The 13,598-nt window shown below is 67.3% G+C and carries 10 protein-coding genes, 4 tRNA genes and 1 pseudogene; 9 read left to right on the plus strand and 6 right to left on the minus strand.

The window, feature by feature from the left end:
- The 5 genes and pseudogenes from ON37_RS33760 to ON37_RS03030 all read right to left on the minus strand — a co-directional run.
- Positions 1 to 282, minus strand: a pseudogene (locus ON37_RS33760) (LCP family protein); the annotation flags it as partial.
- 176 nt (positions 283 to 458) lie between these two features.
- The gene (gene dusB, locus ON37_RS03015) at positions 459 to 1,580 is read right to left on the minus strand and encodes a tRNA dihydrouridine synthase DusB (protein WP_217999909.1); all 1,122 of its coding nucleotides are present in this window, start codon (positions 1,578 to 1,580) and stop codon (positions 459 to 461) included.
- A 145-nt stretch (positions 1,581 to 1,725) separates the two neighbouring features.
- Positions 1,726 to 2,370, minus strand: a complete 645-nt coding sequence (locus tag ON37_RS03020) for a TetR/AcrR family transcriptional regulator (protein ID WP_051031100.1) — start codon at positions 2,368 to 2,370, stop codon at positions 1,726 to 1,728.
- Between the two features lie 91 nt (positions 2,371 to 2,461).
- On the minus strand, positions 2,462 to 3,433 hold the full coding sequence (locus ON37_RS03025; RefSeq protein WP_040716366.1) for an acyl-ACP desaturase: 972 nt from the start codon (positions 3,431 to 3,433) through the stop codon (positions 2,462 to 2,464).
- A gap of 336 nt (positions 3,434 to 3,769) precedes the next feature.
- Positions 3,770 to 3,842, minus strand: a tRNA-Lys gene (locus ON37_RS03030).
- A 909-nt stretch (positions 3,843 to 4,751) separates the two neighbouring features.
- Here ON37_RS03030 and ON37_RS03035 point away from each other — a divergent pair.
- From ON37_RS03035 to ON37_RS03070, 8 genes are all read left to right on the plus strand, one after another.
- A complete protein-coding gene (locus ON37_RS03035) occupies positions 4,752 to 5,417 on the plus strand; it encodes a TetR family transcriptional regulator (RefSeq protein WP_040716368.1) in 666 nt (221 codons plus the stop codon).
- A gap of 91 nt (positions 5,418 to 5,508) precedes the next feature.
- Positions 5,509 to 5,581 (plus strand) — tRNA-Glu (locus ON37_RS03040).
- 28 nt (positions 5,582 to 5,609) lie between these two features.
- Positions 5,610 to 5,683, plus strand: a tRNA-Asp gene (locus tag ON37_RS03045).
- Positions 5,684 to 5,715: 32 nt separating this feature from the next.
- Positions 5,716 to 5,789 (plus strand) — tRNA-Phe (locus tag ON37_RS03050).
- Between the two features lie 289 nt (positions 5,790 to 6,078).
- A complete protein-coding gene (locus ON37_RS03055; RefSeq protein WP_040716370.1) occupies positions 6,079 to 7,350 on the plus strand; it encodes a PucR family transcriptional regulator in 1,272 nt (423 codons plus the stop codon).
- 137 nt (positions 7,351 to 7,487) lie between these two features.
- Positions 7,488 to 8,930: a class I adenylate-forming enzyme family protein gene (locus ON37_RS03060; RefSeq protein WP_040716372.1), complete on the plus strand. Its 1,443-nt coding sequence runs from the start codon at positions 7,488 to 7,490 to the stop codon at positions 8,928 to 8,930.
- A gap of 28 nt (positions 8,931 to 8,958) precedes the next feature.
- Positions 8,959 to 10,758 carry a DUF3556 domain-containing protein gene (locus tag ON37_RS03065; protein WP_040716374.1) on the plus strand — a complete coding sequence of 600 codons (1,800 nt, stop codon included), beginning with the start codon at positions 8,959 to 8,961 and terminating at the stop codon, positions 10,756 to 10,758.
- Complete coding sequence (locus tag ON37_RS03070; protein ID WP_040716380.1) at positions 10,755 to 12,173, plus strand: phytoene desaturase family protein; 1,419 nt, start codon at positions 10,755 to 10,757, stop codon at positions 12,171 to 12,173. Before ON37_RS03065 ends, ON37_RS03070 begins: the two co-directional genes overlap by 4 nt.
- Positions 12,174 to 12,187: 14 nt before the next feature.
- On the opposite strand, the gene ON37_RS03075 is transcribed toward ON37_RS03070, so the two are convergent.
- Positions 12,188 to 12,913: a hypothetical protein gene (locus tag ON37_RS03075; RefSeq protein WP_245552966.1), complete on the minus strand. Its 726-nt coding sequence runs from the start codon at positions 12,911 to 12,913 to the stop codon at positions 12,188 to 12,190.
- A 117-nt stretch (positions 12,914 to 13,030) separates the two neighbouring features.
- Here ON37_RS03075 and ON37_RS03080 point away from each other — a divergent pair, with 117 nt between their 5' ends.
- A complete protein-coding gene (locus ON37_RS03080; RefSeq protein WP_040716382.1) occupies positions 13,031 to 13,450 on the plus strand; it encodes a hypothetical protein in 420 nt (139 codons plus the stop codon).
- Positions 13,451 to 13,598 lie beyond the last annotated feature (148 nt).

The following is a 13,598-nucleotide window of genomic DNA, read 5'->3' on the forward strand; positions in this document are numbered from 1 at the left end:
ATTCGTTGCGTGGCTGCGGTTTCCGGCCGGGCGGCCCGCACGCTCGCTGCGCGCGTTCCCGCTCGGGTCTCGACGGCCGGCGGCTTCGTCCTTGCGCCGGCGTTCGATGCGCTCGCTGTCCACGCGCTGGACGAGATCGTGAACGGTGATGGGTGCACTCGGCTCATCGGAACGCCGACCGCGCGGGCCGGCGTTGTCCTCGGAATCCGGGGCTGGGTAGCGCTCCCAGGGGGCGCGACCTCCGGGCCGGGACGAACGCCCGCGCCGATCGTCGTCACCCACCAACGAACCTCACTTCACTGTTTCGTCGCGACCGGAGTTGTCGAATTCCACACTCCGATGGCGGCACGCGCGCTCACATTCGGCCGCAGCGGCCCCCGCCATGATAACGATTACGGCACAGTTGGCCACTTCTAAACCAGCAATCACGATCGGCGCAGGTCGGAGCGTATGAACGCTCAGCCGCCGCTGTGCATGACATCGGCGGCGGACGGGACCGTCGGATCCTCGGGATCGTCGAGCCAGCCCTCCGGCAGCACCACCTTGGCGGCCGGTGAGCCTTGGCGACCGCGCGGGCCCTGCGCGTCCGCGGGGAAGGGAACGTCCGGCGGCAACTGGTCGATCAGCTCACGCAGTTGCGTCAGGCTGCCCACGGTCGCGAAACTGCGCCGCAACTGTGAGCCGAGCGGGAAGCCCATGAAGTACCAGGCCATATGTTTGCGGATATCGCGCATGGCCTTGTCCTCGCCGTCGTGGTCGACGAGCAGATTCGCGTGCCGGTAGAGGATCTCGCCGACGCGGCCCAGCCGCGGTCCCTCCGGGATGGGTTCACCCCGCAGCGCAGCGCTGAGTTCGGCGAACAGCCACGGGCGGCCCAGGCAGCCGCGGCCGACGACCACCCCGTCACAGCCGGTTTCGGCGATCATCGTCAGCGCGTCGTCGGCGGTGAAGATATCGCCGTTGCCGAGCACCGGGATGGTGGTGACGGCTTCCTTCAGCCGGGCGATAGCGGACCAGTCGGCCTTGCCGGAATACAACTGAGCCGCGGTACGGGCATGCAGCGCGACCGCCGCCGCGCCCTCCGCCTCGGCGATCCGGCCGGTGTCCAGATAGGTGCGATAGTCGTCGTCGATGCCGATCCGGAACTTGAACGTCACCGGCACACCGGCCGGTTCGGCCGCCGCGACCATTTCCCGCACGATCTCGGCGAACAGTTTCCGCTTGTACGGCAGTGCCGCTCCGCCGCCGAGCCGGGTCACCTTCTTCACCGGGCAGCCCAGATTGAGATCGATGTGGTCGGCCCAGCCTTCCCCGACGATGATTCGCACCGCCTCGCCGAGGGTTTTCGGATCCACGCCGTAGAGCTGCATCGAGCGCGGCGACTCGTCCTCGTCGAAGGCCATCATGTGCAGCGTCTTCTCGTGCCGCTCCACGACCGCGCGTGCGGTGATCATCTCGCAGACGTAGATCGAGGTGCGGCTGCCGAACTCGCGGCACAGCTTGCGGAAGGCGACGTTGGTGATGCCGGCCATCGGGGCGAGCACCACCGGCGGATCGACGGGATAGGGGCCGATCCGCAGCTTTGGCTTGGCCTCGATCACCGCAGTCATACGCTCCAGTGTCTCAAATGCCGCCGCCGAACGAGCTCGCCGGTCCGGTGGCCGTGACCACCGGGGCATACCTCCGAGCGCGGAAGGAGGCTCTCGACCGGCATGCCCGGCCGAATCAGCGGACTTCGCCCGGTTCCGCGGGTGCGGCGAGCGCGCGCAGCCATCGGTGAATCGTCGGCCGGAGATCGTCGCGACTCGCGTCGGTGCCCGGCGTGAGTGCGAGGAGGGAACGCCGTCCGTAGAGGCGGTCGAACAGCAGTCCTTCGAGCAGGCTGATCAAATCGCCGGCGGCCCGGCCCGGGTCGGGTGCCCCCAGCGACGCCAACAGTGTTTCGGCGGCCGCAGGCGAGAACAGGCAGACCGCGAGGGACTCTCGCAGTTCCTCGTTGCCGGCCGTGTCGGCCGCCAGCGCATAGCGGGCGAGGGCGTCGCGCCGCCGCTCGCCGAGCAGCAGATCCACCTGTCCGGCGATCAGGTCGGCCGCCCCCGCGAACGGGTCGGCACAGTCGTCCGGCATGGCGAGCGCGGATCGGAACGCTTCGCGAGAGGTGGCTGCCAGGTGCTCGATGGCGGCTTCCAGGAGTTCCTGCCGGGTCCGGTAGTAATACGACGTCGAGCCGCGAGCGATGCCGAGGAGATCGTCGATCGCGTGGTGCGTGACGGCGCGGTTTCCGCCGGTTGCCGCGAGGTCGAGGGCGGCCTCTCGAATCGCTCGGCGCCGTAGGGATCGACTGTCCGACACCGCGGTCTTGCGAGTCATCCGCAGCACCTCCACAGCCGGCGGGCCGACAGTCGAAACAGATCGGCGGGCCGACGTACTGTCGGCCCGCCGCGGTTGCTCGGGAACGGACTCAGCTCGCGGAAGCGGCCGCCAGGTCGCGCTCTCGCTTGGCGGCCTCGCGGGCCAGCATGCGGTCGCGCTGCTCCTCGAACTTCACGACATCCTTGCTCAGCTTCTCCAGGAACAGGCCGAGCCGCTCCCGGGTCTGCTCACCACGCGCGGTGAAGTCGTCGCGCTCGAAGACGCGCCACTTCTTCAGCACGGGCTGGACGACATCCTCCAGGTGCTGACGCAGGTCGTAGATGCCGTGCTTGGCCATCAGCACGCCGTTGCGGCGGAAGTTCGGCATCCCGGCGCCGGGCATCTGGAAGTTCTCCAGGATCAGGGTGATCGCGTCGAGCGCCTGATCGGGGGCGAGATCCAAGGCCGCGCCGCACATGTTGCGGTAGAAGATCATGTGCAGGTTCTCGTCGGCGGCGACGCGCTGCAGCATGCGGTCGGCGATCGGGTCGTCGCACACCTTGCCGGTGTTGCGGTGGCTCACCCGGGTGGCGAGTTCCTGGAAGGTCACGTAGGCGACCGAGTGCAGGAAGCCGGCGTCCGCCTCGGCGGGGGAGGCGAAGCCGTTGGTCATGTGGACCATGCGGGCCTGTTCCAGGGCGACCGGGTCGACGCCGCGGGTGACGACGAGGTAGTCGCGCATCACGATGCCGTGCCGGTTCTCCTCGGCGGTCCACCGGCCGACCCAGGTGCCCCACGCCCCGTCCTGGGAGAAGTTCTCGGCGATCTCACGGTGGTACGAGGGCAGGTTGTCCTCGGTGAGCAGGTTCGTGATCATCGCGGCCTTGGCGACCTCGCTGAGCTTCGACTGCTCCGGGTCCCAATCGACGCCGCCCAGCGCGGCGAAGTTGCGGCCCTCATCCCACGGCACGTAGTCGTGCGGATGCCATTCCTTGGCCATCGAAAGGTGCCGGTTGACGTTTTCTTCGGCAACCGGCTCCAACTCCGTCAGCAGCTCGAGTTGAGTCAGATCCCTTGCCATACATACGCCCTTCGGTGTTGTCCTGCGATATTGCTCGTCGCCCCCCTACTGGCCGTGCCGCCGCCGCCCATACCTTACGGCACCGTAGGTGTGATGCGAAGCGCACCTGTATGAGTTCACAGCATCGGTGATGGAACTCATAAGGGCCGTTCGACTCCGGCCCAACCGTTGCGAGTGTAAGCGGGGAACCTGTGTGCCCCCGGTGTATCGCGTCGCCGGCGCGAACGTTAGCCGGGCAGCGGACCGGCGCGCGGAACCCCAGGTCGCGGACGTACCGGCACAGCCGTGTGCCGAAAAGACACCGGGCCGGAGCGAACTCGCTCCGGCCCGGCGGTGTGCCCCCACCAGGGCTCGAACCTGGGACCTGCGGATTAAAAGTCCGTAGCTCTACCAACTGAGCTATAGGGGCGCGGTCCGCAAGTCTAATGTTTCGCGCGCGGAAGTGGTAACCGGTATCCGGACAGGCGTGTGGCGGTGACTGTCTGCGCTGGTCGCGGGGCCGCCGCGCGGGGCGGGGGGTGGGTGGATTCGAACGCTGCCGGGTTCGCCGAGCGACGGTGCTGCCATGGCGGGGGCGGGGACATCCAACCCGGACGCCTCGTTCACATACGGAAGCCGTCCGGATACCCCGTGTGGCACCGGGGAATCTCCTTGCTCAGCAATTTGTTTCAGCGCGGAAGTGTGGAAATATTGTCCAAACGTAGTGCGTGGCAACATATTTGGTACGGGAGGTGAGCGTGTCGGTGGATCCGGCCGGCGGTCGACCGTGGCGGCCGGAGTGGCTCGCGGGTGTCGGCGGGCCGCACCGTGGTGATGAACATTGCTGGGGTGAGCCGGAATTCGCGTACGTCGAAGTACCGTAACCGCTAACGGGGCATTTGCCGCGAGTGGTAACCCGCATTCGGCGGAAGTGACTCCTCGGTAGGTGGCGCGCCGCTTCGAGATTCGAGGTACGGTGACCGCTTGGTGAATTCCGACGGAACCGGGAGCTCTTCCGGTGGTCGGGAATCGGCCGAAGGTTGTTATGCCCGAACATGTCGCGACCGGCGAGGGTCGGTTGCGACGTCGAAGGATGTGACGTCGCAGGAGGCGGATCCGAGACGAGTAGAACGCCCGGGTGCGCACCCCCTGCGGCGCACCCGGACGTCGAAACTATACCAGCTGGTGTGTTTCAGGTATCCCCGCGAATTTTCGTACCAAAAGTTTGAAAACCGGGCGGTAGCCCGGAATCAAGTAATTGAAAATCACATAACTTCTCGTCGAGGACCGTCCCCTATCGGTTTCTCCGGCGGCAAGCAGCTTCGGAGGCGTTTCGAGCATGGCACGGCAGCAAGAGCGGGCCCGCCGGACACGGGCGGCGATCATCAGGTCCGCCGCCGTTGAATTCGGGAAGAGCGGCTATGCCGCGGCATCGCTGAATCGCATATTGGAGGGCTCCCGCGCGACCAAGGGCGCGATGTACTTCCATTTCGATTCCAAGGAGGATCTGGCCCGGGCGGTGCTCGAGGCTGCCGTCGAGCGCTATCGGGCCACCACCGAAAGATGGCTCGGCCGAACGGATCTCGAGCCACTGGACATCCTGCACGGAATGATCGACGAGGTCGCCCTGCGGCTGGAGAACGACATCATCGCGCAGGCGGAGTTCCGCTTGATCATCGAGCCGGAGTTCTATCAGGACGCGCGCGCGGGCGGCAGCCGGATCGTCAGCCGGGCGGCGCGCCGGCTCGCGGTCCGCGCGGTCGATCGCAAGCAGCTGCGCCTCGACACCGACCCGGACCGGTTCACCCGCACGCTGGCCGCCGCCCTGGCCGGGCAGCGCTACATCATCGATCTGCTCGGCGGCGGCGTCGATCTGCGCACCCGGTTCACCGAGGCGCTCGAGGTGATCATCGAGGCGATGGCGACCTCCGACTGGCTCGACGAATTCCGCCGACACGGCTGGCGCGCCTCCGCTCGCCTGGAAGACCTCAATCTGGGCCTCTGACCAGCCGATTTGGGAATACCGCAAAGCCTGTCATAAGCTATGCGAGCTCCCAACGGAAGCCGTTGAGAAACGGACCGGAGTAATCCGGCGGGCCCCCTTCGTCTAGCGGCCTAGGACGCCGCCCTTTCAAGGCGGTAGCGCGGGTTCGAATCCCGTAGGGGGTACGGTGGCAACATCGTTGAGAGCATGCAAGGCCCTGTGGCGCAGTTGGTTAGCGCGCCGCCCTGTCACGGCGGAGGTCGCGGGTTCGAGTCCCGTCAGGGTCGCTTTGTTGTACGGCATTCGGTTCGGGTGCCCCGGCCAGGTAGCTCAGTTGGTACGAGCGTCCGCCTGAAAAGCGGAAGGTCGCCGGTTCGATCCCGGCCTTGGCCACTTCTGAATCCCCTCGACATATCACCTGGTCGGGGGGATTTTTCGTGCCATTCGGCGGATTGGGCGGGAGTCGAGATTCACCGCTGTCGTCTGTTTGTACCGGGCAGGATCGTGCGGCGTTGGTTGCGGCCGGCCACGGTGCGGCCCGGTGGTGACCGATGACACGCTCACGGTGATCCGGCTCGAACCTGGCCTCGCGAGATAGATGTGCGGCGCGCCTTCGTCCCCGGGAGACGAATTTCGAGCGGTATCGCGGTGCTCGTGGGAGTTCGGCTCTACCGTTCCTCGTGTGACGAACGCGCGGCCCGACGACGTGGGCGTCGGCGAGTATGTGGCCCGGATCGCCGCACGGATGAACGAGCAGGTGACCGTGGTCAGCTCGACCATCAAGGACGCGCTCGAACAGCTCATCCCGGAGTTGCGGGGGGATGCGCGGACAGTGGAATTGCTGGGAGCGAGCGTCGAGGGGAACGTCGACACGATCCTGCACGCGTTGCGGCACGGGATCGCGGTGGAGCGGATCATGGCGCCGACGGCCGCGCTCGAATACGCCCGGCGGCTGGCGCAGCACGGGGTGCCGGTGAACGCCCTGGTGCGGGCCTACCGGCTGGGCCAGCGGCGGTTGACCGAGCTGGTCTTCGCAGAACTCCATGCCATCGATATGGAGCCGGTCACCCGGATCGCGGTGATCGAGGAGATCACCGATGTGCTGTTCGCCTACATCGACTGGATTTCCCAGCAGGTGGTCGCGGTCTACGAGGAGGAGCGCGAACGCTGGCTGGAGAACCGGAACAGTGTGCGCGCCATGCGGGTTCGGGAAGTCCTGGCCGAGGACACCGCCGTCGACGTGGACGATGCGACAGCGGCCATCCGGTATCCGCTGCGCTGGCATCACGTGGCGATGGTGCTCTGGTATCCGGACGCCGAGTCCGACAGTGACGACCTGGCCCGGTTGCAGCGATTCGTTCGCGAACTGGCCGGCGCCGTCGAGGCCGATGCCGGCCCGCTGTTCGCCGCGGCCGACCGGACCAGCGGGTGGGTCTGGTTGCCGTACAAATCCGATCCGGGCGATCCGGCCGCCCGGATTCGCCAGGTCACGGCGAGCAGGCCGGATTCGCCCCATATCGCGATCGGTGCGGCCGGCGCCGGTGTCGAGGGGTTCCGTCGCTCCCATCGCCAGGCCCAGCAAGCCCGCGGCGTGGCGGCCTTGCGCGGACCGGGGGCGAAGGTGGTGGCGGCCACGGATCCGGGTCTGGTCGTCGCCGCCCTGCTCGGCGGCGACCCCGCGGCCGTACGTGACTGGGTGGTCGACGTTCTCGGCCCACTGGCCACCGACACCGCGAGCGACGCCCGCCTGCGCGACACCCTGCGGGTGTTCCTGCGCACCGGATCCAGCTACAAGGCCGCCGCCCAAGAACTGGATCTGCACTACAACTCGGTGAAATACCGGGTGGGCCGGGCCGTGTCCCGGCGCGGGCGACCCATCGCCGGCGATCGGCTCGATGTCGAGATCGCGCTCCTGGTGTGCGAGTGGTACGGCCGCGCGGTGCTCGCTCGGTAGTTCACGCACACGGCCCTAAGCCTTGTCTCGCCGAGACAACACTTCGCCGGTAATTCGTCCATTCGCGACGGTGTGGTCCAGATCACTTATTCCTACCGTTGTCCTGTCCGTGCGAGACCGACGATTCAGGACCATTCATGCATCTTTCCGAATTACCCGACCGGCGAAGCCGGCAGGAACCCGACGCACCCTGCCTCACCGACGATCAGGCCGAGCTGACCAATGCGGCGTTCGCCGACGCGGTGCGCCGGGCGGCCGCGGCGTTCGCCGCACGGGGCATTTCTTCCGGCGATGTGGTCGCGGTGATGCTGCCGAACACCGCATCGCTGGTGGTTTCGCTGTTCGCGGCCTGGCGGCTGGGCGCCGCGGTCACCCCGATCAATCCGTCGCTGGTCGACGCCGAAATCCGTTACCAGATCGCCGACGCGGGTGCCGCCCTGCTGGTGGCCGACCGCCCGGTGGACATCGCAATCACCGTGCTCACGCCGGCCGAACTCACCGCGCAGGCCCCGGCCGACATCGCGCTCGAGACTCGTGCGGACGCGCTGGCACTGCTCGTCTACACCAGCGGGACGACCGGCCGGCCCAAGGGCGTGATGCTCGACCACGCGAATCTGAACGCCATGTGCGCCATGGTGATCGAGGCGTTCGAACTCACCGCCGCCGATCACAGTCTGCTGGTTCTGCCGCTGTTCCACGTCAACGGCATCGTGGTCGGGGCCCTGTCGCCGCTACTCGCCGGCGGGCGCACCACGATCGCGGGCCGGTTCGCCGCGGGCACGTTCTTCGAACGACTGGAACGCAGCGGCGCCAGCTATTTCTCCGCCGTGCCGACCATCTACACGATGTTGGCGGATCTGCCGCCGGAGGTCGCGCCCGATACTTCGGCGGTGCGCTTCGCGGTCTGCGGTGCGGCACCGGCCAGTGTGGAGCTGTTGCGGAAGTTCGAAAACCGCTACCGCATACCGATAGTCGAGGGTTACGGGCTGTCCGAAGGGACCTGTGCCAGCGTCGTCAATCCGCTGCGCGGACCGCGCAAGCCGGGAACCGTCGGGCTCCCGCTGCCCGGGCAGACGATCCGCATCGTGGATCCGGCCGGCAACCCGGTCCCGGACGGAGAGGTCGGCGAGGTGTTGATCCACGGACCGAATGTCATGCGCGGCTATCTGAACCGGCCCGCGGAGACCGCACGAACGGTGGTCGACGGCTGGCTGCACACCGGCGATCTCGGCCGCTTCGACGAAGACGGCTACCTCGTCCTGGTGGACCGCGCCAAGGACATGATCATCCGCGGCGGCGAGAACATCTATCCCAAGGAGATCGAGAACGTCGTCTACCAGCTGCCCGAGATCGCCGAGGCCGCGGTGGTCGGCCGGGCCAGCGAGACCTACGGCGAGGAACCGGTGCTGTTCCTCGCGTTGAATTCCGGCGCCACGCTCACCGCCGAGCAGGTGCTCGCGCACGCTCGCCGGAACTTGTCGAAATACAAGCTGCCGGTGGGCATCACCTTCCTCGACGACCTGCCCAAGAACGCCGTCGGCAAGCTCGACAAGCCGTCGCTGCGCGCCCTGACCGCCTGATCCGCCCCCACGAACGAGGAGATATCCCATGGGCTTCACCAAGCCGGACCTACCGGCCGTCGATCCGGACACATTCCTGCAGAAACCGTTGATGGAGCGGATGCGCGTGCTCGGCGCGGATTGGGCCGAAAACGGTTTCGGCTCACCGAAAATGGTGCACTGCGTCTACATACTGAAGCTGATCGTCCTGTACGCGATCGGCGGAATCACGGTCGCCACACTGACTTCCGGGCTCCCCGCCTGCTGGCACGTGGCCGATTGGTGGAATCAACCGATCGTGTATCAGAAGGCCGTGGTGTGGACGGTCCTGCTGGAGGTCGTCGGCGTCGCCGGTTCGTGGGGCCCGTTGGCGGGCAAGGTCAAACCGATGACCGGCGGCATTCTGTTCTGGGCCCGGCCCGGGACGATCCGGCTGCGGCCGTGGCGCTGGGTGCCGGGGACCGGCGGTGATCGGCGCACCTGGTTCGATGTGATCCTCTACCTGGCATTGCTGACGAGCCTGGCGGTCGCGTTGGCGCTGCCCGGCGCGCCCGATGATTCGCTCGCGGCGGCCCTACCGGAGAACACATCCGGGCTGATCGATCCGGCGGCCCTGATCGCGCCGATCGTGCTGCTGATCCTCAACGGCCTGCGCGACAAGCTGATCTTCCTCGGCGCCCGCGGCGAGCAGTATCTGCCCGCGCTGATCGCCTTCACGATCTTCCCCTTCGTGAACATGATCATCGTGCTGAAACTGCTGATCGTGGTGGTCTGGGTCGGCGCCGGATTCTCCAAACTCGGCCGGCACTTCTCCAATGTGGTCCCGCCGATGGTGTCGAACAGCCCGTCGGTGCCGTTCAAAACGGTGAAACGCGCGCACTACAAGGATTTCCCGCGCGATATGCGGCCCTCCGGCGTCGCGCATTTCATGGCCCACGTCAACGGCACCTGCGTGGAGATGCTGGTTCCGCTGGTGCTGCTGTTCTCCACGAACAAGTGGGTGACGCTGATCGCGGTGCTGATCATGGTGATCTTCCACCTGTTCATCGTCTCGACCTTCCCGCTGGCCGTGCCGCTGGAATGGAACGTGCTGTTCGCCTACGCCACTGTCTTCCTGTTCCTGGGCTTCCCGGCCTGGAACGGCTACGCCGTGTGGGACATGTCGCCGGTGTGGCTGGTCGTTCCGGTGGTCGGCGCGCTGGTGTTCTTCCCGGTGCTCGGCAATCTACGACCCGACAAGGTCTCGTTCCTGCCGTCGATGCGGCAGTACGCGGGCAACTGGGCCTCGGCGGTGTGGACGTTCACCCCGGGCGCCGAGGAGAAATTGAACCGGGTCACCCGCTCGGCCGGCAATCAGATCGACCAGTTCATCGCTTTCGGTTACGAACCGCGGTGGGCGGAGATCACCCTGCAGAAGACGATCGCCTGGCGCGCGATGCACAGCCAGGGCCGCGGTCTGTTCTCGCTGCTGATTTCGCGGCTGCCCGATATCGATTCGCGCACGGTCCGTGAGGGCGAGTTCGTCTGCAACTCGATCGTGGGGTTCAATTTCGGTGACGGCCACTTCCACAACGAGGAGATGATCCGCGCGGTGCAGGACGAAGCTCGGTTCGAACCCGGCGAATGCGTCGTCGCCTGGGTGGAGTCGGAGGCGTTCGGCAGTGGTGTCCAGCACTACAAGCTGATCGACGCCGCACTGGGTGTGATCGAACGCGGCACCTGGCGGGTGGCCGATGCCGTCGCCGAGCAGCCTTGGCTGCCGAACGGCCCGATCCCGTTGCAGCCCACGTGGGTTCGCGAGGCGCACCGCACCGAACCCACGCCGGACGATTTCGGAGTGGTGGCGTGACGACCGCCCTGGTGGTGGGCGGCGGGCCCAACGGGCTCGCCGCCGCCGTCGCGCTCGCCGACGCGGGTGTCGAGGTCACGGTGCTCGAGGCCGCCGATCAGGTCGGTGGCGGCACCCGGAGCGGCGAGGCCATCGTTCCCGGCCTGCTGCACGACCACTGTTCGGCGATCCATCCGATGGCCGTCGGTTCGCCGTTCCTCGCGGGGCTCGGCCTGGATCGCTACGGCCTCACCTGGCGGCTGCCCGAGATCGATTGCGTGCATCCGCTCGACGACGGCAGCGCCGGGGTGCTGTACCGCTCGGTGCAGCAGACGGCGGCGGGGCTGGGACGCGACGAATCGCGGTGGCGGCTGGTGTTCGACCGGCCGGTGCGACGGTACGACGCGTTGAGCGAGGACATCATGGGGCCACTGTTGCGGGTGCCGCACCACCCGCTGACGCTGGCCCGGTTCGGGCTGCCGACGGTGCTGCCCGGTTCGGCCTTCGCGCGGTTGTTGCGGACCGAGCAGGCGCGGGCGCTGTTCGGTGGCGTCGCGGCGCATGCCTTCCGGCCGCTACATCATCCGCTCACGTCGGCGATCGGGCTCGGGATTCTGACCGCCGGACATCGGCACGGCTGGGCGGTGGCCGAAGGGGGCTCACAGGCGATCGCGAACGCGCTCGTGCGACTGCTCGCGGAGTTGGGCGGCAAGGTCGAAACCGGGATCCGGGTCGAGTCCGCCGCGGACCTGCCGCCCGCGGATATCACCATGTTCGATCTGGCTCCCGATGCCATCGCCCGAATTCTCGGTGATCGGCTGCCGAGCCGGGTTCGGCACGCCTTCCACCGTTTCCGACGCGGGCCCGGTGCGTTCAAGGTGGATTTCGCGGTCGCCGGTGGGGTGCCGTGGACCAATCCACATGCGCGCCGCGCCGGAACCGTCCACCTGGCCGGTACCTTCCGGGAGCTGGCCGCCACCGAACGTGCGATCCATGCGGGCCGGATGCCGGAACGTCCCTTCGTTCTGGTCGGGCAGCAGTATCTGGCCGATCCGCAGCGATCCGCCGGTGACATTCATCCGGTGTGGAGTTACGCCCATGTCCCCAACGGTTATTCGGGCGATGCCACCGAGGCGATCATCGCGCAGATCGAGCGATTCGCCCCCGGCTTCCGGGAACGCATTGTGGGACAAGCCGTTCGGTCGACCGACGACATCGCCGTCCACAACCCGAACTATGTCGGCGGGGACATCATGACCGGTGCCAAGGACATCCGTCAGCTGGTATTCGGCCCGCGAACCACGTTGTCCCCCTATAGTCTCGGCGTTCGGGGCATGTACATCTGCTCGGCGGCGACGCCGCCCGGCCCGGGTGCGCACGGAATGTGCGGCGCTAATGCCGCCCGGCTCGCGGTCGCCGAGCTGACGCGTCGCTGAGCGGATCCGCTCGCCTACTTCAGGACGTTGACCGCGCGGGCGATGACCAGTGCCGCGGTGATCAGCGACAGCGCCGATTCGGCCATCATGAGGGTCTTCGCCCAGCGCGACATCGGCATCACGTCGGTGGGGCTGAAGGCGGAGGCGTTGGTGAACGACAGATACAGGTAGTCCACGAATTCCGGCTCCCAGTCGCGAGGTGAAAGCTCGGGGCTCTGCATCTGGACGAACAGGAAATCGGGAAGCGGTTTGCGGGCGTGGGCGCGGGCGGCCGGCCCGCCACGGTCGAATTCCCAATACCAGAGCGCGAAGACGATGACGTTGGTCAGCCAGATCGCGGCGCCCGATCCGAGCAGCATCGGCGGATCGTTGCTGAGGGTGCCGTTGATCAGCCCGGCCACCAGCCGGAATACCGACCAGGCGGTGGCGATGCCCAGTAGTGCCGCCAGGCCCAGGCTGCACCAGCGCAGCCAGATCTCCTCCCGGTCGAGTCGGACCGGACTGCTCACCACCAGCACGATCAGCAGCACCGTCTCCAGTGCCGGCAGCAGCCAGATCGGCTGCAGTCGAAAGTGTTCGGGAATCACGAGCTGCAACGCGATGATGCCCAGTATCGCCACCGTCGCCGCCCACCGCGATTCCCCGGCCGTGCGGCGTGCCCATGCCGGCACCTGCTCCGCGGCCTCGTCACGGTCGTGACCGGCGATGTCGCCGCTGCTGTCGTTGTCGGAGCCGCTCACCCGAGCAGTATCGCCCCGGTGGTGACAGCCCGCGCGCAAGGAACGCCGGTCGGCGATGCGTACCCCTAGGATGGGAGAACCAAGGCGAGTACGTCGGCTCACGTGAGGAACTCGGTGATGACTGTGGTTCGCAAATTCGCTCTGTGCAGTGCCGTCGCGGTGAGCAGCGCGATCGGTGTGATGCTCGGGTCGGGGTCCGGTGCCGCGGAGACGACGCCGTTTCAGCTCAACCCCGCGCCGTATGCCAACCCGAACGGCAGCGTCGATTCGCTGCCCGCACACTGTGTCGCCATCACCGGTGAACGGCCTGGCGAGGTCACCATCACCGGGGCGGACCCGCGAGGGTGGGGGTGCAGTACGGCGCCGGTGCGCTGGCTGAATTTCTCCACCGGCGCGTCCGGCGAGGCGCATCTGTCCAACGGGCTCAACGGCATTCCGCCCGCTGCCACGATCGCCACCGGGAGCGGACAGGTGGCTGTCGTCGTCTTCACCGGCGGCGTGTACACGCCCGGTTTCGTGACCGTCCGGGTGCCGTAATCCACTGTGTGACGTGCGGATGCCGCGACCACGCCCACCCCCCGCGGTCCATCACCTGGCCGGGCGATTCAGTGGCCGCGAAGCGGTGCAGCCGCAGGGTCGCTCCAGGCATCGCGCGGCCGTGCCGAGTGAAAATCCGGGCCGGTGC

This window comes from Nocardia veterana NBRC 100344, assembly GCF_000308855.1.
Lineage (GTDB): Bacteria > Actinomycetota > Actinomycetes > Mycobacteriales > Mycobacteriaceae > Nocardia > Nocardia veterana.

Excerpts from the sequence above, each read along its gene's own strand:
- ON37_RS03080 (WP_040716382.1), top strand. The coding sequence starts at position 13,031 with ATGACTGTGGTTCGCAAATTCGCTCTGTGCAGTGCCGTCGCGGTGAGC.
- ON37_RS03020 (WP_051031100.1), bottom strand. The coding sequence starts at position 2,370 with ATGACTCGCAAGACCGCGGTGTCGGACAGTCGATCCCTACGGCGCCGA.
- ON37_RS03060 (WP_040716372.1), top strand. The coding sequence starts at position 7,488 with ATGCATCTTTCCGAATTACCCGACCGGCGAAGCCGGCAGGAACCCGAC.
- ON37_RS03065 (WP_040716374.1), top strand. The coding sequence starts at position 8,959 with ATGGGCTTCACCAAGCCGGACCTACCGGCCGTCGATCCGGACACATTC.
- ON37_RS03035 (WP_040716368.1), top strand. The coding sequence starts at position 4,752 with ATGGCACGGCAGCAAGAGCGGGCCCGCCGGACACGGGCGGCGATCATC.
- ON37_RS03025 (WP_040716366.1), bottom strand. The coding sequence starts at position 3,433 with ATGGCAAGGGATCTGACTCAACTCGAGCTGCTGACGGAGTTGGAGCCG.